Consider the following 21,520-nt stretch of genomic DNA (forward strand, 5'->3'; position numbering starts at 1 on the left):
GTCCGCGCCGCCCGGCCCTCGACGGGCGGTCACTGCCCGGCGAGGCCCGTGTGCGCGATGCCGCGCACGATCTGCCGCTGGAACAGCATGAAGACGATCAGCAGGGGCAGTCCGGCGATCACCAGCGCCGCCATGATCTGCGCGTACCGCACGCCGAACGACGACTGGACGTTGACCAGGCCGACGGGCAGCGTCATGCCGGCGGGGTCGGTGGTCACCAGGAACGGCCACAGGAAGTTGTTCCAGGTCGAGATGAAGGTGAAGATCGCCACGGCGGCGAGCACCGGCCGGGACAGCGGCATCACGATCGTCCAGAAGACCCGCCAGCGTCCCGCGCCGTCGACGAAGGCCGCTTCCTCCAGTTCCCGCGGGACCCCTTCGAAGAACTTCACCAGGATGAAGACCATGGCCGGTACGGCCACCTGGGGCAGGATCACGCCCCAGTAGGTGTCCACCAGGCCCAGTTGCACCATCTCGGTGAACAGCGGCGCGATCAGGACCTGCGGCGGCACCATGATGCCCGCGAGGACCAGCCCGTACAGCGTTCTGCGGCCGCGGAAGTCGGTGCGGGTGAAGCCGTAGGCGGCCATCGCGCACGTCAGGACGGTCAGCACGGTCGTCATCAGGGAGGTGAACACGGAGTTCAGCATCCAGCGCGTCAGGTCGCCTGACTCCCACACCTTGGCGTAGGCGTCGAACGTGACGCGTGAGCCGATCCACGCGAGCGGGGTGCTCGTCGTCTCCGCCTCGGGCTTCAGCGAGGTCGCGACGGCCCAGGCCAGCGGGACGAGCCAGGCGGCCGCCAGGATCAGGGCCAGCACCAGCAGGGCGGCCCTCCCCCCGGTCCAGCGGGCCCTCCGGCCGCCGGCGCCGGTGGCGGCCGGCCGTACGGAGGGGGTCTTCACGGTGGCGGAACCACTCACTTCGCGGCCTCCTCGGCTCGGCGTCGGGACAGCGCGGGCCGCACCAGGGAGACGATCAGTATCAGGGCGAAGAAGAGGTAGGAGACGGCCGAGGCGTAGCCGATGCGGTATCCGGTGAACCCCTGCTGGTACACGTACTGCAGGATCGGCCGGGTGGACTCGTCGGGACCGCCGCCGGTCATGATGTACACCTGGTCGAAGATCTTGAGCGAGGCCAGGACCTGGAGGACCACCACCAGTGCGGTGGTGCGGCGCAGCATCGGCAGCGTGATGTGGAGCAGCCGGTGCCACGCCCCGGCCCCGTCCAGTTCGGCGGCCTCGTGGAGGTGCACCGGGATGGCCTGCAGCGCGGCGAGGTAGAGCAGGAAGTTGAAGCCGACGGTCCACCAGACGGTGGTCGCCACGATGGAGAGCATCGCGTAGCGCTCCTCGCTGAGCCAGCCGATGCCAGGCTCCAGTCCCGCGGCGGCGAGCGTCTGGTCGGCGAGGCCGAAGCCGGACGGGAAGATCATCTGCGCGAAGAGCAGGCAGACCACTCCGGACGGCAGCAGGAACGGGGCGAACCAGCTGAGCCGCCACAGCCACTGCACCACCCGCAGCTGGTGGGAGAGCAGCGCCAGCCCCAGGCCCACCAGGACGAGGGGGACGGTGGAGAGCACGGTGAACCAGACGGTGTTCCACAGCGAGGACCAGACGTCCGGGTCGCGGACGGCCTCGGCGTAGTTGGCGAGGCCGACGAACTCGCCCCCGGTCCCGGTGATGTTCTCGCTCGTCAGGCTCATGCCGACACCGGACACCAGGGGCCACAGCAGGAACATGGCGTACAGGAGCAGGAAGGGGGCGACGAACACCAGGCCGTGCTCGGTCCACCTGCGGTGGACGGAGCGGACCGGCGCGCGGCCGGCGGCGGTGTGCCGCGCGGTCACCGGTGGCGGGGGTGCCGCGGTGGTGGTGGTCATGACGCGACTCCGGGAAGCGGATTGCGGGTGTCGAGGAGGTTCCTGAGGCGGGCCTTGGCCTCGGTCAGGGCCCCCCGGGGGCTGCGGGAGCCGGTGAGGACACCGGAGAAGACGGCGCCGAGCTCGATCCACATGCGGGAGGCGGAGCCGGCGAACCACGCGGGCTCGTCGAGCGCCACGTCGTCGATGACGTCGCGGTACTCGGACTGCGGCTTCAGCGCGAGGTAGGCGGGATCCCGCAGGACGGGCAGGTACGCGGGCACGTGGCCGCCCTCGGCCCAGGCGACGGAGTTGCGCAGCATCCAGGCGACGAGGGTGTGGGCGGCGAGGTTCGCGGCACCGCCGCGGCCGGCCTGGTGCGGCAGGACGAAGGCGTGGCAGTCGGCCTGGGCGCCGGCGCCGCCGAAGAGGGCGGGCACGCGGGTCATGGAGAAGGGGATGCCGGCCGTGCGGAAGGTGCTGATCTCCCATTCGCCGTTGAGGTGGAAGGCGGTCTTCCCGCCGTTGAAGACCCCGACGGAGGCGCCGTAGTCGACGCGGCGCACCATCAGGCCCTCCTCCGCGAGCCTGGCCATGTACGTCAGCACCCGCAGCGCCTTCGTGTCGTCCAGGGCGAGGCGCCGGCCGTCGTCGGAGAGGACCTTGCCGCCGGTCTGGGCGTAGAAGGTGGCGAACAACCGCCAGGGGGTGATGCAGTCGGGGCCGAGGGTCTCCGTCACCAGGCCGGGCAGCCCGGTCGCCTTCTTCGCTGCGCGCAGCGCGTCGGCGAACTGGTCGGCCCCCACGATGGGCTTGAGCCGACCGCCCGCCATGAGCCCGGCCTTCTCGCAGACGTCGGTCTGGTAGTAGAGCACCATGGGGTGGGTGTCGAGCGGCACGGCGTACTGTCCGCCGGCCATCCGGCCGCGTCGCCAGATGTCCGGCGGGAAGTCCTGCTCGCGCACCCCGAGGTCGGCGAGCAGGTCCAGGTCGAAGGGGTCCAGGAGCCGCCCGGGGGCGAATCCGGCGAGTCTGGCCAGGTGCAGCACGGCCAGTTCCGGAGCGCGTCCGCCGGCGCCGGCCATGCCGAGCTTCGTGTAGTAGGGGGCGCCCCACTGGAGGGTCACGGCCTCCAGTGCCACGTCCGTGTGCCGGGCGCGGAAGTCGTCCAGCATGCCCTGCATGTTGACTCCGTCGCCGCCGCCGAACAGGTGCCAGAACCGCAGGCGGGTCTGTCCGGGGCCGGCGGTGGCGGACGGGGCGGCGCAACCGGACAGGGCACCGAGGGTGGCGGCGCCGCCGAGGGCCGCGCCGATGCCGCCGGCGAGGGCCCGGCGCCGGGTGGGGAGGGAAGGGTGCATGGTGGCTCGTCTCTGCGGGGGTTCGGTCGCCGGCCGGGGGCGCGGCGGGGTGCGTCGGAGCTGCCCGCCGTCCTCCCCCGGGCCTTGCGGGCGGCCGGGGGGCCGGGGGCGGGCGGCGGGTCGTGCCGGGACCGGGCGGACGGGGGGTCAGGCGTCGGGGGCCAGCCGGATCACGTTCCACGACAGCGGTTCGAGGGCGACGTCGAGGGTGCCCGCGTCGAGCCGGGCGCCGTGGCCGGCGTGCGGTACGACGCGGTCCGGTTCGGCCAGGGTGTTGCGCGCGTCCGGGTCGGCGTCGCTGAGGACGCTGTGCTCCACGATCCGGCTCACGTCCAGTCCGGGCAGCGCCACGCGCAGCGGCAGCGGCCGGCTCCGGTCGCGGTTGACGGCGAAGACGGTGACGGTGCCGCTCTGCGGGTCTCGTACGGCGGTGGCGTGCAGCAGCGGCACCTCGCCGTAGGCGGCGGTCCGGTACGTGGGCGACTCGGCCCGTACGTCGAGGACGACGCCGCGTCCGTACCGGGATGCCTGGGCGAAGGGGTAGAAGGTCGTCTGCCGCCAGGCGGGACCGCCCGGTTCGGTCATGATCGGGGCTATCACGTTGACGAGCTGGGCCAGGCACGCGACGGTGACCCGGTCGGCGTGGCGCAGCAGGGCGATCAGCAGCGAGCCGAAGACGACGGCGTCGGTGACGCTGTACTGGTCCTCCAGCAGCCGCGGCGCCTCGGGCCAGTCCAGCGGGTTCTCCTCGGCCTCCGCCTGGAAGCGCCTCTGGTACCAGACGTTCCACTCGTCGAAGGAGAGCTGGATCCTCTTCTTCGACTTGAGCCGGGCGCCGACGTGGTCGCAGGTGGCGACGACGTTCTCGATGAAGGACTCCATGTCGACGGCCGACGCGAGGAACGAGTCGCGGTCGCCGTCGACTTCCTCGTAGTAGGCGTGCAGCGAGACGTGGTCGACCAGGTCGTACGCCTCCGTCAGGACGGTGGCCTCCCAGGCGGCGAAGGTGGGCATGGCCTGGCTGGAGCTGCCGCAGGCCACGAGTTCCAGGCCGCCGTCGATCTGGCGCATCGCGCGGGCCGTCTCCGCCGCCAGCCTGCCGTACTCCTCGGCCGTCTTGTGGCCGGTCTGCCAGGGGCCGTCCATCTCGTTGCCGAGGCACCACAGGCGGATGCCGAACGGCTCCTCGTCGCCGTGGGCGACGCGCCGGTCGGACAGCTCGGTGCCGGCCGGGTGGTTGGCGTACTCCAGGAGCCGGACCGCGTCGGCCACGCCCCGTGTGCCGAGGTTGACCGCCATCATGGGTTCGGCGTGCGGGCCGATCTTCTTCAGGAAGGCGATGAACTCGCTCAGTCCGAACCGGTTGGTCTCGGTGGACCGCCAGGCGAGGTCCAGGCGGCGCGGCCGCTCCCCCACGGGGCCGACGGAGTCCTCCCACCGGTACCCGGAGACGAAGTTGCCGCCGGGGTAGCGGATCACCGTGACGCCGAGCTCGCGGATCAGTTCCAGCACGTCGGTCCGCAGTCCGGCCTCGTCGGCGGCCGGATGGCCGGGTTCGTGGATCCCGGTGTACACGCAGCGGCCCAGGTGCTCGACGAAGGAGCCGAAGAGACGGGCGTTCACCTCTCCCACGGTGAAGGCCGGATCGAGCGTGAAACGGGCGATGCTGTCGGGCATGGTGTCCTTCCGGGAGGCGGGGGTGTCGGGGGGTGACGACCGGACCGGCCGTCACCGAACGGGGGCAGGGGGCCGGGACCGGGCTGGTCGCCGGCCGTCGCCCGCCGGGCCGTCCTGATCGCGCGGCGTCCATGAAGGGCGGCTCCTTCGCTCGGCGGGACGGAAGGGAGCGGCCGCGAATCGTTCGACATACCGTCAGCCGCACGCTACTTCGAACGGGACCGTAGACGTGGGTCGATGAACCGTCAATGACTTTCACCGAGATCACGGACGATGTCCGATCTGTCGAACGGAGAGCTCACCGAGAGGGGCACTCGCAGCGTCCGCGCCACTGCCGCCACCCTGGGGGAGGTGACGCGCAAGGCGATCGACTCTACGGTCCGTCCGAATGAACGACCATTGTTCGACATACAGAACAGGAGTGTCCTCGTGACCCGGCGCACCCGAACCCCGGCCGAGGTCGCGGGACCCGTCCAGGGGCGCGGACCCGTCCACGCGGTTCAGACGGTGATCCGCTTGTCGGGCGCGTGACGCATGGAGAGGAACCGGTTCGGCCGAAGCGGTTCGTGGACTCTCGTTCGAGCCACGCTTCGATGTCTTCGGATTCTCGCCCCATTCCCATGCCGAGCACCCCCTGGAGCACCGGCCAGGCCCGCCAGTGCGTACGGCTCTGGCTTCCGTCTGTGGCCCAGGGGCAAGACGGAGGAGCCACCGCTACAGGGTGTCCCCATCCGGCTCCGCCTCGCGGGTCCCGCCATGAGGCACCGTCCGCGACTCGGACCCGTGGGCACGCGATGTCGCGATGCGATTGAGTGTGCACGTCAAGTACTGCAGGAGTCGGAGGGGTTGAGGGTGCTCAAGCTGGTACGGGGGCTTGCAGGGGGAACAGTGCTGACAGGCGCGCTGACGGCATGCGGAAGCGGCGGCGCCGGTGACGGCGGCGCAGCGGGTGCTGCCGGCGACACCGGCGGCGGCCAGGACGAGGCCCAGGTCGTCGTGACCGAGGACATGATCCGCACAGCCCTCATCAGCAAGGCCACGGCCCCGTGAGGGTTGGCGCCGGCAAGACGCCAGAATCGACGAGGACGCCGGCGACAGGATGCGAGACTGCGAGGAGCAGACGGGGACGAACTGCGGCGGGTTCGTCACGATCGGGTCGACGCTGCTGGTTCTCGAAGACGATGGCGGGGCATCGAAGACCCCGATGATCAGGTTCACCATCCTGTCGTTCCGGTCGACGGACGATGCGAAGGTCGCGCTGAAGGGCATGGCAGCCGAACAGCGACAGGGATGGGCCGATGTGAAGCCGCTGAAGATCTCGGCAGGCGCGGACGAGACTGATGCCTTCACCGGCGAGCACACCGAGGTCATGATGCGTCTCGGAGGCGCTCTGATCCGCATGGAGAGCATGCAGCTGAAGGAGAACGAGCCCTACGGCGAACTCGCCAGGCTCCAGGTCGACCGCCTCAAGAAGACCATGGAGGGCGAGAACCCCGACGCCTGAGGCTGACGCCGTTGGGGCGGTCGGGATGCAGTCAGGCGTTCCGACCGTTCTTCTGAGGCCGGGCCGAAGCCGAACGACCCGGGGTGAGGCGGCTCCGGCCGGCCCACCCACCCCCTCGCCCGGACCCCCGCGGCCCGGGGCGGGGGCCCGTATCGACGCGACGGTGACCCGTCGGCCGGACGGCCCCCGCGCGCGGCCGTTCGGCCGCGCCGTCATCCCGTGACTTCGCCGCCGGATCGGAGCGACAGGCGGAAGCGGATGGTCGTGCCGGTGTCGGCCGTGTGGGCGCGGACCAGTTCGGACACCTGGTTGACCACCAGGAGGCCGCGGCCGCCGATCTGTTCGGGGCGGCGCGCGAGGGCCCCGCGAGCGGGTCGCCGAGTCGGCCGGCGTCCTCCACCTGGCAGTACACCCGCTCGTCGTGGTGCCAGAGCCGCACGGTGCCGCGACCGCCTCCGTGCAGGACGCTGTTGGTGGTCAGCTCGGCGACGGCGAGGGCGAAGTCGTCGAGGGGGCGGTCGGCGAGGCCGAACCCGCGAGCGACCGAGACCGCGAAGTAGCGGGCGTCGGGGAGGGTGGTCTCGTCGAAGTCGAGGGACGTGGCGGTGGCCGGCGCGGGCAGCGGGCGGTTGCCGGCGGCGATGCCCCGCTCGGGCGTGTAGGCGGCGCTGGCGGTCTCGATCCCGTCGTCGATGACGACGGGGTGCGTGGCGTGCGCGTCGGCGAGGACGTCGGCGTCGAGGCCCGCGGCGTCGTACGGGCAGAGGACGGTGACGGACCGGCCGCGGAACGCGAGGTTGATGAGGGCCTCGTGCTGGACGCAGGCCGGGTACTCCTCCTCGCTGCGGGAGGCCCAGATCGGTTCGCCGATGATGCGGACGCGGCCGGTGGGGAAGCGGTCGGCGAAGGCCATGAGGACGCCGGGGATGATGCGCCCGGGGTTGCGTCCGACCTCGGCCATGTCGAGGAGACGGACACGTTCGGCGGCGGTGCCGAGTTCGCCGCGCAGCAGCCGCAGCCGGTCGCCGGGGACCGCGACGGCCACCGGCTCGTCCTTCGCGAGCCCGTCCAGGACGAACGGTACGGTCCCCGCCAGGTAGGCGGCGTCGTCACGGTAGAAGAGCGCGGGATGGACGAAGGGGTCCATCCCGTTTCGGGTGTTCATCGCGGGCTCACCCCGTTCCTCGGCCTGTCCGGTCCGGCGGTGCCGGAGGGCGCGGGTGTGGTGGACGCGCCCGTGGGCTCCGTGGCACCCGTCGCCCCCGACCGGTGCCGCCCCTGCCCCGGTCCGCCGCCGGGCGGCGGGGTCGGCCGCCGGCCGCTCCGTACCTGTGTCACCATCCCCGTGCACCGGACGATACAGCTCCCGCTCCGCCGTCGCGTGGGCGACGCCCCTCCTCCGGACGCCCGGAGCCTACCGGGAGCGTGTTTCCCGTTCGGCCGAGGTCATGCCAAAAAGGATCCACCGACCTCACGACACCGGCGTGAGGGGGAAACCCGCAGGCAGGGCGCCCCGGTCGGCGGCCGGGAGCGGGCCCGCGCGGCCGGTAGTGTGGCCGGCGGCACATCCGGACGGCGTGGGCGGACGGCATGGGCGGCGCCCCGCCGACGCCTGGCCGGCACGGCGCGGCTCGGGGATATGGTTGTGACCCCGGGACGGCCCGGCCGGGGCGCCGTACATGGAACCGACGGGCCACCGAGAGGTGGCGGCCGCCGCGTGGAAAGGTCCGTCCGTCGGCCCGGGGCGGCTCGCGGGCGGGCGACGGGAGACGCTCGGCGACGATGGCACGGAGGGAGTGCGGCAGACCGTGAGGTGGTGCTTCCCACAGGGCGCGGTGTACGACGGCCCGCGGCCCCACCGTCCACGATCGCTCGGCGGGGACCCGGGATCGAGGCGTGGCGCGCGGGGCCGGGCGACGAGGTCCGACAGCGCTGATTCGGAGTGTCACTGTTATGGGAGTGAATCCGGCACCCTCTCACGACGGGTCCCGGGCGGCCGCCGAGGCCGCATGCGAGGTCATCGAGTTGCTGGAGGTGCTGTGGGAGCGGGGCCGGGACGCCGTCTCATCCTCTCCCGTGTCGGCCTCGCAGCTGCGGGTGCTCTACAGCCTGGACCGCGAAGAGGGCATCAACCTCCGCACGTTGGGTGAGCTGCTCGGCTCCGCGCCCTCCTCGGTGAGTCGGCTCTGCGACCGGCTGGAGGCGCTGGGCTTCGTCGAGCGCGGACCGAGCCCCGTCAGCCGCCGGGAGCTGGAGCTGCGCCTGACGGGCCACGGCAAGGCGTACCTGCGCGAACTGCGGGCGCGGCGCGAGGAGGTCCTGCTCTCCTCCATCGCGGGCATGACGCCGACGGCGCGCGAGGCGCTGTCCAAGGGACTGCGGGGCTTCCGCGACGCCATCGGGACCAAGCTGCCCGCACGGCGGGCCGACGGGTCCGACGACGAGGCGAGATCCGCCTGACCCGCTCCACCCCGACGGGGCACAGGGGGAACGGTGATCCTGCCGACCGCCCCCGCCATGGCCACCTCCCGGCCCCCGGGCGGCGGTTGACAGTCCAAGACTGTTGCCCCAGGGACACTGTTGTCAAATAGCAATGATCTTTCGGCCGGGCGTCCGCCGGGTTCAGGTCGCGGGCCGGCCGCGCCAGTCGAGGCACAGCACCAGCGCGTCGTCGCCGAGCGGCGAATCCCCCCGGTGGTCGGCGACCGCCCGCAGGACCGCTCCGGGGACCTGCGCCGCGGGCAGCAGGCCCGTCGCCGCGAGCGCCCGGGCGAGCGCCCGTTCGGTGAACAGCTCCTGGCTCGGCGAGACGCTCTCGTACACGCCGTCGCTGGCGAACAGGAGGCGGTCGCCGGGCTCGACCCGGAAGCGCTCCGGGACGTAGACGGTCTCGTCGAACATGCCGAGGGGCAGTTGGGCGTCGAAGGTGAGTTCCTCCACCTGGCGTCCGCGCCTGCGCCACACGCGGGGCGAGCCGGCCTCGACGACCTCGACCTCGCCCGTGGCGAGCTCGAACCGCATGAGGAGCACCGCGACGTGGGCGCGGCCGCCGTACTGCGCGTACACGGCCTGGTCGGCCAGGCTCGCCTGGTCGGCGAGGGGCAGTCCGGCGCGGCGGGCGTTGCGCAGGGCGTTGACGGCGAGGTTCGTCAGCAGGGCCGCCTCGATGCCCTGGCCCATGCCGTTCGTCACGGTGACCGTGAGGTGCTCCGAGGACGCCGACCAATCGAAGTTGTCGCCGTAGATGGCGTACGCGGGCTCCAGCTGCGCCCCGAGGGAGAACTCGGCGCGCGTGCACGAGCGGCCGGGCAGGAGCTGCCACTGCATCTCGGCGGCCAGCGTCAGCCGGGCGGCGCGCCGGGCCATCAGGTAGAGGTCGGTGTCCCGCTCCGCGACGAGGATCTCGTGCCCCAGGGCCTGGCAGATGTGCTCCAGGTCGGCGACGACCGCGGGGGCGTAGCGGTCGACGGGAAGCCGGACGGAGAGCACCCCCAGGCGGTCGCCGCGGATGGTGACCGGCAGGTGCACGTCCACCACGCCCGCCGCGTCGCGGTGGACGACGTGCGGCTCCTGCGCGCCGAAGGCGCGGCCCTCGGGGCTGTCGTGGAGGGGCACCGCCTCGGCGGCGCCCTCGGACGCCTGGACCGGCTGGAGGTTCTTGAGCCCGTAGTCGGCCATGCGCAGCTCGACCCGTCCGGCGCCGTACTCCTCGGTGAGGGCCATGCGGACGACGTTGAGCAGCAGGTGCGGTTCCGCGGCGCGCAGGGCGCGCTCGACACTAGTGATCTTGTTCACGTCGTCCTGTTCTGGGAGGCCCGGCTGGTCCGTCCGGGTCGTGACGATCACGCGCATTCTATGTCCGGGGCGACAACAGTTGCCGGACGGCAAGGACCTTCTACGCTCCACGGCGGGCAGTTGGTATAGATGAACGCCGAGCCGGGTCACCTGGAAGGCCCCGGATGTACGGGTATCGACGGTCTTCGTGAGGTGAGTGCCAGTGTCCACCAGTCGCTTCATGATCGAGTCCGTGGGGGCGGACCGCGTGCTGGTCCTGCGCGGCGAGCTGGACATCGAGGCCGGGCCGTGGCTGGCGTGCGCCGCCGAGGACGCCGTGGAGCAGGGGTGGGACCGGCTGGTACTGGACTGCCGGCAGGTGAGCTTCTGCGACTCCAGTGGCCTGAACACACTGCTGCGGCTGCGGGCGGTGACGTCCCGGGCCGGGGTGCCGCTGGTCCTGGCCGACCCTCCGCGCAGCATGCGGCACGTGTTGCGCATCACGGAGACGGACCGGGTCCTGACGTTGACGGACACCCTGGAGGAAGCCCTGGGGCGGCGGCCCGAGGAGGCCTCCGACAGCCCGGAACCCGGGGCCTGAGCGGGTCCGGCGGGCATCCGGGGCCCGCCTGGCGCGGCGGCACCGCAATGGCCCTATTGTCTGGTTTCAGTCACCAACCTTTGCCACTCGACAACTATGGCAATATGAGTCGACGCGATGGCTGATCATCTGTCCGGCCACCGACCAGGAAGCCGCCGGCCACCGGGGTCGACGGCACGTCCGGACCGAAACGAGGGGCGGGAACCATGACTGTGGGCCCGGGCACGGAGGAGCGCACGGTGGTGGAGCACGAGAGCGACGGCGAGCGCGCCGGCGCCGTGCCGGAGCGAGACCTCCGGCAGCTCCTCGCCGGTCTGACGGCGGTGCGGGACGGTGATTTCCGCACGCGGCTGCCGGACGACCACGACGGGCTGCTCGGCGAGATCGCGTCGGTCTTCAACGGAATGGTCGACCAGCTGTCCCTGTTCACCTCCGAGGTGACCCGCGTCGCGCGCGAGGTGGGCACCGAGGGCCGCCTCGGCGGCCAGGCCCGCGTGCCGGGCGTGGACGGCACGTGGAAGGACCTGACGGACTCGGTCAACGCCATGGCCGGCAACCTGACGACCCAGGTGCGCGACATCGCCCAGGTCGCCACCGCCGTCGCGCGGGGCGACCTCTCGCAGAAGATCACCGTCGACGCCCAGGGCGAGATCCACGAGCTGAAGAAGACCATCAACACGATGGTCGACGAGCTGTCCGCGTTCGCCGACGAGGTCACCCGCGTCGCGCGCGAGGTGGGCACCGAGGGCCGCCTCGGCGGCCAGGCGCAGGTGCCGGGTGTCGGCGGTACCTGGCGCGACCTGACCGACTCCGTGAACTTCATGGCCGGCAACCTCACCGCGCAGGTGCGGTCGATCGCCCAGGTCGCCACCGCCGTGGCGCAGGGCGACCTCACGCGCAAGATCGACGTCGACGCCCGGGGCGAGATCCTGGAGCTGAAGACCACCATCAACACGATGGTCGACCAGCTGTCCGCCTTCGCCGACGAGGTCACCCGCGTCGCCCGCGAGGTCGGCACCGAGGGCAACCTCGGCGGCCAGGCCACCGTGCGCGGGGTGTCCGGCACGTGGAAGGACCTCACCGACAACGTCAACGTGATGGCGTCGAACCTCACCGGTCAGGTGCGCTCCATCGCCCAGGTCGCCACCGCCGTCGCGCGCGGCGACCTCTCCCAGAAGATCACCGTGGAGGCGAAGGGCGAGGTGGCCGCGCTGGCGGGGGCCATCAACACCATGGTGACGACGCTGTCCGCGTTCGCCGACGAGGTCACCCGCGTGGCCCGCGAGGTCGGCACCGAGGGCATCCTCGGCGGGCAGGCGCACGTCCCGAACGTGGCCGGCACGTGGAAGGACCTCACCGACAACGTCAACTCCATGGCGAAGAACCTGACCAACCAGGTGCGCAACATCGCCCAGGTCACCACCGCCGTCGCGCAGGGCGACCTCACCCGGAAGATCGACGTCGACGCCCGCGGCGAGATCCTGGAGCTGAAGACCACCATCAACACGATGGTCGACCAGCTCTCCTCCTTCGCCGCCGAGGTCACCCGCGTCGCCCGCGAGGTCGGCAAGGAGGGTCGCCTCGGCGGCCAGGCCGAGGTGGAGGGCGTCTCCGGCACCTGGAAGCGCCTCACCGAGAACGTCAACGGGCTGGCCGGAAACCTCACCCGGCAGGTCCGCGCCATCGCCGAGGTCACCAGCGCCGTCGCCGAGGGCGACCTCACCCGGTCGATCTCCGTCGACGCCTCCGGCGAGGTGTCGGAGCTCAAGGACAACATCAACGCCATGGTGGAGTCCCTGCGCGAGACGACCCGGGCGAACCAGGAGCAGGACTGGCTCAAGACCAATCTCGCGCTGATGTCCGGCCTCATGCAGGGCCAGCGCGACCTCACGGTCGTCGCCGAGCTGATCATGGACGAGCTGACCCCGCTCGTCGGCGCCCAGTACGGCGGCTTCTACCTGGCCCAGGAGGCCCGGGACGGCATCGATCTGTCCCTCATCGCCTCGTACGGCATGCCCGTCGCCGGCTCCGACCGGCCGGCCCGCTTCCGGCTGGGCGAGTCCCTCGTCGGCCAGGCCGCCCGCAGCCGGCGGACGATCGCCATCGACGACCTGCCCGCCGGGTACGTCAGCATCTCCTCCGGGCTCGGGACGGCCGAGCCGTCCAGCCTGATCGTGCTGCCCATCGTCGTCGAGGAGCAGGTGCTCGGCGTGATCGAGCTGGCCACGCTCGGCACGTTCACGCACGTCCACCGCACCTTCCTCAACCAGCTGATGGCGACGATCGGCGTCAACGTCAACACCATCGTCGCCAACGCCCGCACCGACGAGCTGCTGGAGGAGTCGCAGCGGCTGACCGCCGAACTCCAGGCGCGCTCCGAGGAGCTCCAGGAGCAGCAGCAGGAGCTGCGCAAGTCCAACGCGGACCTGGAGGAGAAGGCCGCGCTGCTCGCGGCGCAGAACCGGGACATCGAGGCGAAGACGCAGGAGATCGAGCAGGCCCGCCAGGAGCTGGAGGACCGCGCCCGGCAGCTGTCGCTGGCGTCGAAGTACAAGTCGGAGTTCCTGGCCAACATGAGCCACGAGCTGCGCACCCCGCTGAACAGCCTGCTGATCCTCGCCCAGCTCCTCGCGCAGAACCCCACCCGCAACCTCACGCCCAAGCAGGTCGAGTACGCGGGGGTCATCCACTCCGCGGGCTCCGACCTGCTCCAGCTGATCAACGACATCCTCGACCTGTCCAAGGTCGAGGCCGGGAAGATGGACATCTCCCCCGAGCAGGTCCCGCTGCGGCGCCTCCTCGACTACGTCGAGGCGACGTTCCGCCCGATGACCACGCAGAAGGGGTTGGAGTTCCTGGTCAGCGTCGCGCCGGGGGTCCCCGACGAGCTGGTCACGGACGACACCCGCATGCGGCAGGTGCTGCGCAACCTCCTGTCGAACGCGGTGAAGTTCACCGAGGCCGGCGCCGTGGAGCTGCGCATCGCGCCGGCGACCGAGGACGAACTGCCCGAGCAGATGCGGGACCACGGCCCGGCCCTCGCCTTCCACGTCACCGACACCGGCATCGGCATCGCCGAACACCAGCTGGAGTCCATCTTCGGGGCGTTCCAGCAGGCGGACGGCACCACGAGCCGCAAGTACGGCGGGACGGGCCTCGGGCTCTCCATCAGCCGGGAGATCGCCCACCTCCTCGGCGGCGCCGTGCACGCCACGAGCGCCCTCGGCGAGGGCAGCACCTTCACCTTCTACCTGCCGGTCGCCCGCTACGCCCCCGCCGGCCCGTCGGACAAGGACCAGCCGCAGATCACGCAGCAGGCCGCCCGGTCCGGGCAGGACGCGTCGTCCGGCGCGCCCGGCCGGCTGCCGGGCCGCCGCCGCGTCCTCGTCATCGAGGACCGGCCACGGGGACTGCTGTCGCTCGTCGCCGAGAGCGCCGTCGCCGAGCTGGCCGACAACACCGGCGTCGCCGACTCCCTGCCCGGCGCCCACGTGCGCACGGCCGTCGGCCCCGAGGAGGCGGCCGCGGCGCTCGCCGCCGAGCCGTGCCACTGCGTGGTGCTCGGGCTCGACATGCCCGACGGCGCCGCCATGCGCTTCCTCGCGGCCGTCGGCGGGGACCCCGCGCTGCGCCAGGTGCCGGTGCTCGCCCACCACACCCGGCGGCTGGAGGAGGACCAGAAGCGCCAGCTGGAGACCTGGGCGACGGACAAGCCCTGGGAGCTGCTGCCCAGCCTGGACGAGCTGCGCGAGCGCATCGCCCTGCACCTGACGGCCGACCACCCGGCGGACGTGCTGCCCCGCGTGCACGGCCCGGCGGCCGCCGCGGTGGACGGCGCCGGGGCCCCGGGCGACAGCGACCTCGCGGGCCGGGTGGTCCTGGTCGTCGACGACGACGCCCGCAACGTGTACGCGCTGACCGGCATGCTGGAGATGCACGGCATGCGCGTCCTGCACGCCGAGAACGGCCGCCAGGGGCTGGAGATGCTCACGAACAACCCGGACGTCGAGCTGATCCTGATGGACGTGATGATGCCGGAGATGGACGGGTACGCCGCCACCGCCGCCATCCGCGCCATGCCCGACCACGCCGATCTGCCGATCATCGCGGTGACCGCCAAGGCCATGGCCGGTGACCGCGAGAAGGTCCTCGCGGCGGGGGCCAACGACTACATCACCAAGCCCGTCGACGCGGCCGCGCTCGTGGACCGCATGCGTCGCTGGCTGCGCCGATGAGCGGCGACGAACAGCGGGTGGAGGCCCTGGCCGGCACCGTCGAGCAGCTGCGGCGCGACCTCGACCTCGCGCAGCAGTCGGCCGACGCCCGGGCCCTGATCGGCATCGCGACCGGCATCCTCGTCGAGCGGGGCCACGGCGGGCCGATGGAGTCCTTCCGGCACCTGGAGGAACTGGCCCAGGCGGCGCGGCTGCCGCTGCTGGAGCTGGCCGCCGACATCGTCAACGGCGCGGCGGGCGACGATGTCGCCGCGGCGGCGCCGGTGGCGACCGCGGCGGCGCGGCAGGTCCTCGCCCCCGAACAGTCCGGCCCCGGCGAGGTGCTGCGGATGCGCACCGCCGAGGCCGGGTCGTTGACCGGCGACGCGCAGGCCGTCGTGGACTCCATGCTCGACCAGGCGCTCGCGCCACTGGGGGCGAAGGCCGCCGCGCTGTGGGCGGCGATCCCGGGCGGCGCGCTCGTCCTGGCCGCGCACGCCGGCTTCGTCCACGGCGAGGCGCAGCGCTGGCACTACGTACCGCCCGGTGTGGGCACGCTCGCCCAGCGGGCCGTCGCCGAGCGCCGGCCGCTGTGGTTCGGCGACCTGCCCACCGACGTGCCGGGCATCGGGCAGCGGCGCGGCACCACCGGTGCCCGGGCCGTGCTGCCCGCCGAGGTGTCCGGCCGCGTCATGGGTGTCCTGGAGGTGTGCTGGCCGCACACCCAGCCGCCGCTGTCCGGCATGGCGGCCCGGCAGCTCGACGCCCTCGCCGACCTGTGCGCCCACACCCTGCCCGGCTCCGAGGCGGCCCTCGCCGAGCCGCGCACCCCGGACAACCCCGCGGGCCCGCTGGTGGAGTTGGCCGACAGCCTGCTCGACCCGACGATGGTGCTGCGGCCCGTGCTCGACGACCGGGACCAGGTCACCGACTTCACCATCGCGTACGCCAACGAGCGCTTCAGCGACATCGCCGGCCGCGCCCGGTCGACGCTGATCGGCATGAGGCTGCTGGAGGCGTACCCGCTGACCGCCCGCGAGGGCGGGCTGTACGAGTACGTGCTGCGCGTCCACGCCACGGGCGAGGCGTTCCACGCCGAGCGGATGGCGCTGAGCGCCCTGGTCGGCGAGGTGCCCCTCACGTCGGTGGCGGCCGTCGGCATCGGCCGGTACGGCGATTCGGTGCTGCTCACGTGGCGGCTGGAGGACGAGGCCACCCGGCTCGCCGCGCTGCTCCAGCACGCGCAGCGGCTGGGCCGGATCGGCGGCTTCGAGGAGAACGTCGTCAGCGGCGAGATCACCTGGAACAGCCAGCTGTTCGCGCTCTTCGGGCTGCCGCAGGGCTCCTCGCCCGTGCCGCTGGAGCGGCTGCACCACCACGCGCACCCGGACGACGCCGTGGCCATCGGTCGGTTCCTGCGGGCCGTCCTGTACCACCGGCACGCGGCGTCCACGGCCGTCCGGCTCCAGCGCGCCGACGGCGTGGTGCGCCACATCCGCATCGTGGCGGAGCCGGTGACGGGTCCGGACGGCGCGCTGCTGGCCGTCAGGGGTGCCTACCAGGACGTGTCGGCGCAGCACTGGACGGAGGTGGCGCTCGCCGCGACCCGGGACCGGCTCGCCGACTCCGAGCAGCGCGTGGCCGAGCGGAACCGCCTCGCCCTCCAGCTCCAGCAGGCGATCATGCCGCCGACGTCGGCGCCGGTGGATCTCGCCGACCTGCGGGTCGCGGTGCGCTACCGGCCGGCGGAGGAGGGGCACCTCGTCGGGGGCGACTGGTACGACGCCGTGCTGCTGCCCACGAAGAAGGTGCTGCTCGTCGTCGGCGACGTGGCGGGGCACGGCATCGAGGCGGCGACCGGGATGGTGGTCCTGCGCAACGCCCTGCGCGGACTGGCGGCGACCGGTTCGGGTCCCGCGCAGCTGCTCGGCTGGCTCAACACGGTGGCGCACCACCTCACGGAGCACGTGACCGCCACGGCCGTCTGCGGGGTGTACGACCCGGAGACGCGGGTGCTGCGCTGGGCGAGGGCGGGACACCCGCCGCCGGTGCTGGTGCGTGACGGCGAGGCGTTCACGCTGCCGCTGCCGCGCGGTCTGCTGCTGGGTGCCATACCGGACGCGGAGTACGAGGAGCACCGGCTGCCGATGGAACTGGGCGACCGGCTGTTCATGTACACCGACGGTCTGATCGAGCGGCGGGACCGTTCGGTGGAGCACTCGCTCCAGCAGCTGCTGCCCATCGCCGGGCAGAGCACCCGCGACCTGGGCGAGCACCTGGACCTGCTCCTGACGCACAGCCGGTCCGACACGGACGACGACACGTGTCTGATCGGCGTGCAGGTCGGCTGAGCGGGCCGGCTGAGGGCCGTGGCCGGGCGGCCGGGGCCGTTGCGGAGCTCGGCGGGCTGGGGCCGAGCGGGCCTGGGCGGCCCTGCCGAGCGGGTCGGGGCTGGGCGGACTGCGGGCGGACGGGGGCTGAGCGGGCCCGCTGAGGGGCCGGGTGAGCGATGCCGGGTGGATCCGGGCGAGCGGGGGCTGAGCGGGCCCCGGCGGCCGGGGCCGAGCGGGCCTCGGCAGCCTTGCCGGGCGGGTCGGGGCCCGGCGAATCCGGGCGGTCTCCCGAGCGGTCGGGGCCGCGCGGGCCAGGACTGGGTCACTGGTTCGCCGGGCAGGTCGGTCCCCTCCGGCGTCCCGACATCCCGGCCTCCCCGGGCCCCCTCCTGGCGTCCCGGCTCCCCCGGCGCCTCAGGAGGTCGCCAGGAGGCCCTCCCGCAGGCGCCGCACGGTGCGGGCGAGCAGGCGCGACACGTGCATCTGCGACACCCCGAGCACCTCGGCGATCTGCGCCTGCGTCCGCTCCTCGACGAACCGCAGGTGCAGGATGGTGCGGTCCCGCTCGTCGAGTTCCGCGACGAGGGGGGCGAGGGAGTGGAAGTCCTCGATGAGTTCGAGGGCGTGCTCCTCGACGCCGATGAAGTCGGCGAGCACGGCCTCGCCGTCCGGTGAGTCGCCGCGCACGGCGGCGTCGAGCGAGGCCGAGCTGTACCCGGCGGCGGCGACCTGGGCCTTGCGGACCTCGTCCTCGGTCATGCCCGTCAGGTCGGCGAGTTCGGAGACCTTCGGGTCGCGGCCGAGCCGGGAGGTGAGTTCGTCCGTCGCGCGCACCAGTTCCTGACGCGCCTCCTGGAGGCGGCGCGGGACGTGCACGGCCCACGAGGTGTCCCGGAAGAACCGCTTGATCTCTCCGAGGATGCAGGGCATGGCGAAGGTGGTGAACTCCACCTCGCGGGACAGGTCGAACCGGTCGATCGCCTTGATGAGGCCGATCATGCCCACCTGGACGATGTCGTCCATGTCGCTGCCCGGCCCGCGGAAGCGCCGCGCGGCGAAGCGGACGAGCGACATGTTCATCTCGATGAGCGTGTTGCGCACGTACTGGTGGTCGTGGGTGCCCTCCTCCAGCGTCGCCAGCCGGTCGAAGAACGTCCTGGAGAGTTCACGCGCGTCCTGGGGGGAGAGCCGCTGCGGCTCGACGTCCCCAGGGATGCGCCCCTCGCGATCCGCCGCCGTCGACGTCCCCGCCGCGATCACCGTCATGTCCCCTCCGATTCTGCCGTCGTGCCCGCCGTGCCGGCGCGCGTGTGGGTGGTCGGGGCCGGGCCGGGCCCGGCGGCCGGTCAGAGCGCGAGGACCGGGTCGTTCCCGTGGACCTCGGCGAGCCGGCGTCGGACCGCGGCGAGCGCGTCCTCGACGTCACGGGTGCCGGTCGAGACGCACAGCGTGTACGCGACGTCCTCCATGCGGCGCCGCACCTCGGGGCCGTCGGCCTGCGCGCGCCGGGCCTCCAACGACGCGTACTCCTCTGCCAGCTTGCTCAGCACGGCGGGGTGGGCCATCAACACGGCTCGTCTCCTCTCGCTCCGGCGGGCGTCCTACGCCTCGCCTGGAAGCGCTGCTACCCCCGACCCCCGCGCCCATGCCGGTGCGGTGCCCCGGTTCGACGCAAAAGCGCGGGCCTCGGCCGAATCGTTTCGGTCGGGGCCCGTCGCTGAGGGGGCGTCAGTCCGTGGACAGCGCCTCCAGCAGGTCGCCGACCTTCGGCTCCGGCAGCGCCCGCGCCACGTCGGCCTGGGCGACCATGCCGACCAGTTCGTGGCCGTCGATGACCGGCAGGCGGCGCACCTTGTGGCTCGTCATGGTCCGCAGGATCTCGTCCGCGTCGTCGTCCGCGCCGATCGTCACGACCTCGCCCTGGGCCAGTTCGCCGGCCTTGCAGCTCGCCGGGTCCTTGCCGGCGCCGAGCACCTTCACGACGATGTCGCGGTCGGTCAGCATGCCCTTGAGCTTGTCGTCCGCGCCGCAGATGGGCAGGGCACCGACTCCGAGGTCCGTCATCTTCCTGGCGGCGTCGAGCACGCTCTCGTTCTCCCCGACACACTCGGCGCCCTCGGTCATGATCTCTCGTGCCGTCGTCATGGTCTGGCCTTCCCTCCTTCGATGACCTCCCGACCGCGCGCCGTCCCGTGGGTCGCGGCGGCCGGTGTTCCGACGGAACGACGGGTCCCCCGCCATCCGGCCCGACTAACCCCGTTTCCCCCGATCCGCAACCGGAGGGCGGCATGGGCATGCATGTACGAGTAACGGGCACACGATCGTCCCCCGAGTGTGGAGGACGCCATGACCATGACAGAGCCGCCGGTCGACCGGGGCACGAGAACTCCCCCTGCCTGCCGTACGGGGGACGACTCCGTCACCCGCGACGACGTCACCCCCGACGACCGGCCGGAGTCGGCCCGGGACCGGGTGAACCGCAGGTGGCAGGAGATCCTGCAGGAGACCCGGGTGGCCCAGACGGGCGTCCAGATCCTCTTCGGCTTCCTGCTGAGCGTCGCCTTCACCCCCGTCTTCCGTGACCTGGGGACGTTCGACCGGGCGGTCTACGTCGTGACGGTGGTGACCGGGGCGTCCGCCACCGCGGCCCTCATAGCCCCGGTCTCCCTGCACCGGTTCCTGTCCGGCCAGCGCATGAAGGACGAGCTGGTCGGGACCGCGCACAAGCTGATGATGTGCGGCATGGTGCTGCTCGCCCTGACGATCGGCTGCACCCTGCTGCTCATCCTCCACGTGGTGGTCCCGGGCCTGCTCGCGGAGCTCCTGGTGGGCGGGGTGATGCTGTGGTTCGCGCTGTGCTGGTACGCCCTGCCCCTGTGGCTGCGGCACCGGTCGGGCCGCCGCGGGGACGACGACCCGGCGGCACGCGGATGAGCGGCGGCGCGTACGGGTCGCACGAGGGCGCGTACGGGCCGGGGTCGGGCGGCGGGCGCCGCGCGGGCCGGAGCAGGAGTGGGAGCCGACGATCGGGGCAGGCGGGCTGGACCCCAGCGCCGAGGAAGGGTGAGTGACGTGCGGAGTGTGGGTGTGGAGGAGGAGCTGCTCCTGGTGGACGGCCGTACCGGGGAGCCGCGTGCCTTGTCCGCGGCGGTCCTCGCGGCGGCCTCCCGGGACCCGCAGGGCAACGAGGAGGTCTTCGAGAGCGAGCTGCAGCGCCAGCAGCTGGAGTTCGCGACGAAGCCGCAGACGGACATGCGGGATCTGGAGGAGGAGATCCGACGCTGGCGGGCGGAGGCCGCCCGGCACGCCGAAGGGGTCGACGCCTCGGTCGCCGCGCTGGCGACGTCCCCGCTGGAGGTGAGCCCGACCATCGGGAACGACGAGCGCCACCAGTGGCTCAAGGAGCACTTCGGCCTCACGGCGCAGGAGCAGCTGACGTGCGGCTGTCACGTCCACGTGTCGGTCGACTCCGACGACGAGGGCGTCGCGGTCCTGGACCGCATCCGCCCCTGGCTGCCCGCCCTGCTCGCCATGAGCGCCAACTCGCCGTTCTGGCAGGGCGAGGACAGCGGGTACGCCAGCTACCGCAACCGCGTGTGGGGCCGCTGGCCCTCGGCCGGTCCCGTGGAGGTGTTCGGCTCGGCGGACCGGTACCACGAGCAGGTCGCCGACATGGTGGCCAGCGGCGCCCTCAAGGACGAGGGCATGGTGTACTTCGACGCCCGCCTCTCCCGCTCGTACCCCACCGTGGAGATCCGGGTCGCGGACGTCTGCCTCGACCCGTCCACCACGGCCCTGATCGCCACGCTGATCCGGGGCCTGGTCGACACGGCGGCCCGGGAGTGGCGCGACGGGGTGCCGCCCACGCGGCACGGCGTCGCCCTGCTGCGCCTGGCGTCCTGGCGGGCCGCCCGGTCCGGTCTGGAGGACCAGCTGATCCACCCCGTCACGATGCGCCCCGCGCCCGCCGAGGCCGTGGTGCGGGCGCTCTTCGACCACGTGCGCGACGCGCTGGAGGAGAACGGCGACCTCCTCGGCGCGCAGGACGCCCTCGCCGGACTGCTCGCCACGGGCAACGGCGCCCGCGTCCAGCGGACGCTGCTGCACCGCACCGGGAGCCTGCAGGAGGTCGTGGCGGAGTGCGTGCGCCGCACGCTCGCCTGACGCCCCGCACCGCGCCCCCCGCGGCGTGACG

The 21,520-nt window shown here is 72.6% G+C and carries 16 protein-coding genes and 1 pseudogene; 8 read left to right on the forward strand and 9 right to left on the reverse strand.

Annotated elements, in window-relative coordinates; translation table 11 throughout:
- Positions 1–29 precede the first annotated feature (29 nt).
- The 4 genes from NRO40_RS02360 to arfA all read right to left on the reverse strand — a co-directional run bounded on the left by NRO40_RS02360 (position 30) and on the right by arfA (position 4,899).
- Positions 30–923: a carbohydrate ABC transporter permease gene (locus tag NRO40_RS02360; RefSeq protein ID WP_058940284.1), complete on the reverse strand. Its 894-nt coding sequence runs from the start codon at positions 921–923 to the stop codon at positions 30–32.
- Entirely contained in the window at positions 920–1,882 is a 963-nt protein-coding gene (locus tag NRO40_RS02365; RefSeq protein WP_058940285.1) for a carbohydrate ABC transporter permease, read from the reverse strand. Before NRO40_RS02365 ends, NRO40_RS02360 begins: the two co-directional genes overlap by 4 nt.
- Complete coding sequence (locus NRO40_RS02370) at positions 1,879–3,222, reverse strand: extracellular solute-binding protein (protein ID WP_058940286.1); 1,344 nt, start codon at positions 3,220–3,222, stop codon at positions 1,879–1,881. Before NRO40_RS02370 ends, NRO40_RS02365 begins: the two co-directional genes overlap by 4 nt.
- A gap of 147 nt (positions 3,223–3,369) precedes the next feature.
- Complete coding sequence (arfA, locus tag NRO40_RS02375) at positions 3,370–4,899, reverse strand: arabinosylfuranosidase ArfA (protein ID WP_058940287.1); 1,530 nt, start codon at positions 4,897–4,899, stop codon at positions 3,370–3,372.
- 852 nt (positions 4,900–5,751) lie between these two features.
- Between arfA and NRO40_RS02380 the strand changes: the two genes are divergently transcribed.
- Together NRO40_RS02380 and NRO40_RS02385 are read left to right on the forward strand one after the other, a co-directional pair.
- Positions 5,752–5,949 carry a hypothetical protein gene (locus NRO40_RS02380; protein ID WP_157901778.1) on the forward strand — a complete coding sequence of 66 codons (198 nt, stop codon included), beginning with the start codon at positions 5,752–5,754 and terminating at the stop codon, positions 5,947–5,949.
- Between the two features lie 49 nt (positions 5,950–5,998).
- Positions 5,999–6,403 (forward strand): hypothetical protein, encoded by a 405-nt coding sequence (locus NRO40_RS02385; RefSeq protein WP_058940289.1) that lies wholly within the window; start codon positions 5,999–6,001, stop codon positions 6,401–6,403.
- Between the two features lie 212 nt (positions 6,404–6,615).
- On the opposite strand, the pseudogene NRO40_RS02390 reads toward NRO40_RS02385, so the two are convergent.
- A pseudogene (locus tag NRO40_RS02390) lies at positions 6,616–7,568 on the reverse strand (anti-sigma factor RsbA family regulatory protein).
- 788 nt (positions 7,569–8,356) lie between these two features.
- Between NRO40_RS02390 and NRO40_RS02395 the strand changes: the two are divergent.
- Positions 8,357–8,863 carry a MarR family winged helix-turn-helix transcriptional regulator gene (locus tag NRO40_RS02395; RefSeq protein ID WP_058940290.1) on the forward strand — a complete coding sequence of 169 codons (507 nt, stop codon included), beginning with the start codon at positions 8,357–8,359 and terminating at the stop codon, positions 8,861–8,863.
- 162 nt (positions 8,864–9,025) lie between these two features.
- Here NRO40_RS02395 and NRO40_RS02400 read toward each other — a convergent pair whose 3' ends face one another.
- A complete protein-coding gene (locus NRO40_RS02400; RefSeq protein WP_058940410.1) occupies positions 9,026–10,198 on the reverse strand; it encodes a PP2C family protein-serine/threonine phosphatase in 1,173 nt (390 codons plus the stop codon).
- Between the two features lie 202 nt (positions 10,199–10,400).
- Between NRO40_RS02400 and NRO40_RS02405 the strand changes: the two genes are divergently transcribed.
- The 3 genes from NRO40_RS02405 (at position 10,401) to NRO40_RS02415 (ending at position 17,343) form a co-directional block, all read left to right on the forward strand.
- Complete coding sequence (locus NRO40_RS02405) at positions 10,401–10,778, forward strand: STAS domain-containing protein (RefSeq protein WP_058940291.1); 378 nt, start codon at positions 10,401–10,403, stop codon at positions 10,776–10,778.
- 206 nt (positions 10,779–10,984) lie between these two features.
- Entirely contained in the window at positions 10,985–15,013 is a 4,029-nt protein-coding gene (locus NRO40_RS02410; protein WP_058940292.1) for a HAMP domain-containing protein, read from the forward strand.
- Positions 15,010–17,343: a SpoIIE family protein phosphatase gene (locus NRO40_RS02415; RefSeq protein ID WP_058940293.1), complete on the forward strand. Its 2,334-nt coding sequence runs from the start codon at positions 15,010–15,012 to the stop codon at positions 17,341–17,343. Before NRO40_RS02410 ends, NRO40_RS02415 begins: the two co-directional genes overlap by 4 nt.
- Positions 17,344–17,739: 396 nt before the next feature.
- Here the strand turns inward: NRO40_RS02415 and NRO40_RS02420 are convergent, their stop codons facing one another.
- The 3 genes from NRO40_RS02420 to NRO40_RS02430 all read right to left on the reverse strand — a co-directional run bounded on the left by NRO40_RS02420 (position 17,740) and on the right by NRO40_RS02430 (position 19,470).
- Positions 17,740–18,591, reverse strand: coding sequence for an RNA polymerase sigma factor SigF (locus NRO40_RS02420; RefSeq protein ID WP_058940294.1), 852 nt, complete (start codon positions 18,589–18,591; stop codon positions 17,740–17,742).
- Positions 18,592–18,671: 80 nt separating this feature from the next.
- A complete protein-coding gene (locus NRO40_RS02425) occupies positions 18,672–18,890 on the reverse strand; it encodes a DUF5133 domain-containing protein (protein ID WP_306674897.1) in 219 nt (72 codons plus the stop codon).
- 163 nt (positions 18,891–19,053) lie between these two features.
- Complete coding sequence (locus NRO40_RS02430) at positions 19,054–19,470, reverse strand: CBS domain-containing protein (RefSeq protein ID WP_058940296.1); 417 nt, start codon at positions 19,468–19,470, stop codon at positions 19,054–19,056.
- 201 nt (positions 19,471–19,671) lie between these two features.
- Here NRO40_RS02430 and NRO40_RS02435 point away from each other — a divergent pair, with 201 nt between their 5' ends.
- Positions 19,672–20,259 (forward strand): DUF6328 family protein, encoded by a 588-nt coding sequence (locus tag NRO40_RS02435; protein ID WP_058940411.1) that lies wholly within the window; start codon positions 19,672–19,674, stop codon positions 20,257–20,259.
- A gap of 138 nt (positions 20,260–20,397) precedes the next feature.
- On the forward strand, positions 20,398–21,489 hold the full coding sequence (locus NRO40_RS02440; RefSeq protein ID WP_058940297.1) for a glutamate--cysteine ligase 2: 1,092 nt from the start codon (positions 20,398–20,400) through the stop codon (positions 21,487–21,489).
- The last annotated feature ends 31 nt before the right edge of the window (positions 21,490–21,520 follow it).

It is taken from the genome of Streptomyces changanensis (genome assembly GCF_024600715.1).
Taxonomy (GTDB): Bacteria; Actinomycetota; Actinomycetes; order Streptomycetales; family Streptomycetaceae; genus Streptomyces; species Streptomyces changanensis.

Excerpts from the sequence above, each read along its gene's own strand:
- NRO40_RS02415 (WP_058940293.1), top strand. The coding sequence starts at position 15,010 with ATGAGCGGCGACGAACAGCGGGTGGAGGCCCTGGCCGGCACCGTCGAG.
- arfA (WP_058940287.1), bottom strand. The coding sequence starts at position 4,899 with ATGCCCGACAGCATCGCCCGTTTCACGCTCGATCCGGCCTTCACCGTG.
- NRO40_RS02425 (WP_306674897.1), bottom strand. The coding sequence starts at position 18,890 with ATGGCCCACCCCGCCGTGCTGAGCAAGCTGGCAGAGGAGTACGCGTCG.
- NRO40_RS02435 (WP_058940411.1), top strand. The coding sequence starts at position 19,672 with ATGACCATGACAGAGCCGCCGGTCGACCGGGGCACGAGAACTCCCCCT.
- NRO40_RS02395 (WP_058940290.1), top strand. The coding sequence starts at position 8,357 with ATGGGAGTGAATCCGGCACCCTCTCACGACGGGTCCCGGGCGGCCGCC.
- NRO40_RS02365 (WP_058940285.1), bottom strand. The coding sequence starts at position 1,882 with ATGACCACCACCACCGCGGCACCCCCGCCACCGGTGACCGCGCGGCAC.
- NRO40_RS02370 (WP_058940286.1), bottom strand. The coding sequence starts at position 3,222 with ATGCACCCTTCCCTCCCCACCCGGCGCCGGGCCCTCGCCGGCGGCATC.
- NRO40_RS02430 (WP_058940296.1), bottom strand. The coding sequence starts at position 19,470 with ATGACGACGGCACGAGAGATCATGACCGAGGGCGCCGAGTGTGTCGGG.
- NRO40_RS02385 (WP_058940289.1), top strand. The coding sequence starts at position 5,999 with ATGCGAGACTGCGAGGAGCAGACGGGGACGAACTGCGGCGGGTTCGTC.
- NRO40_RS02420 (WP_058940294.1), bottom strand. The coding sequence starts at position 18,591 with ATGACGGTGATCGCGGCGGGGACGTCGACGGCGGCGGATCGCGAGGGG.
- NRO40_RS02410 (WP_058940292.1), top strand. The coding sequence starts at position 10,985 with ATGACTGTGGGCCCGGGCACGGAGGAGCGCACGGTGGTGGAGCACGAG.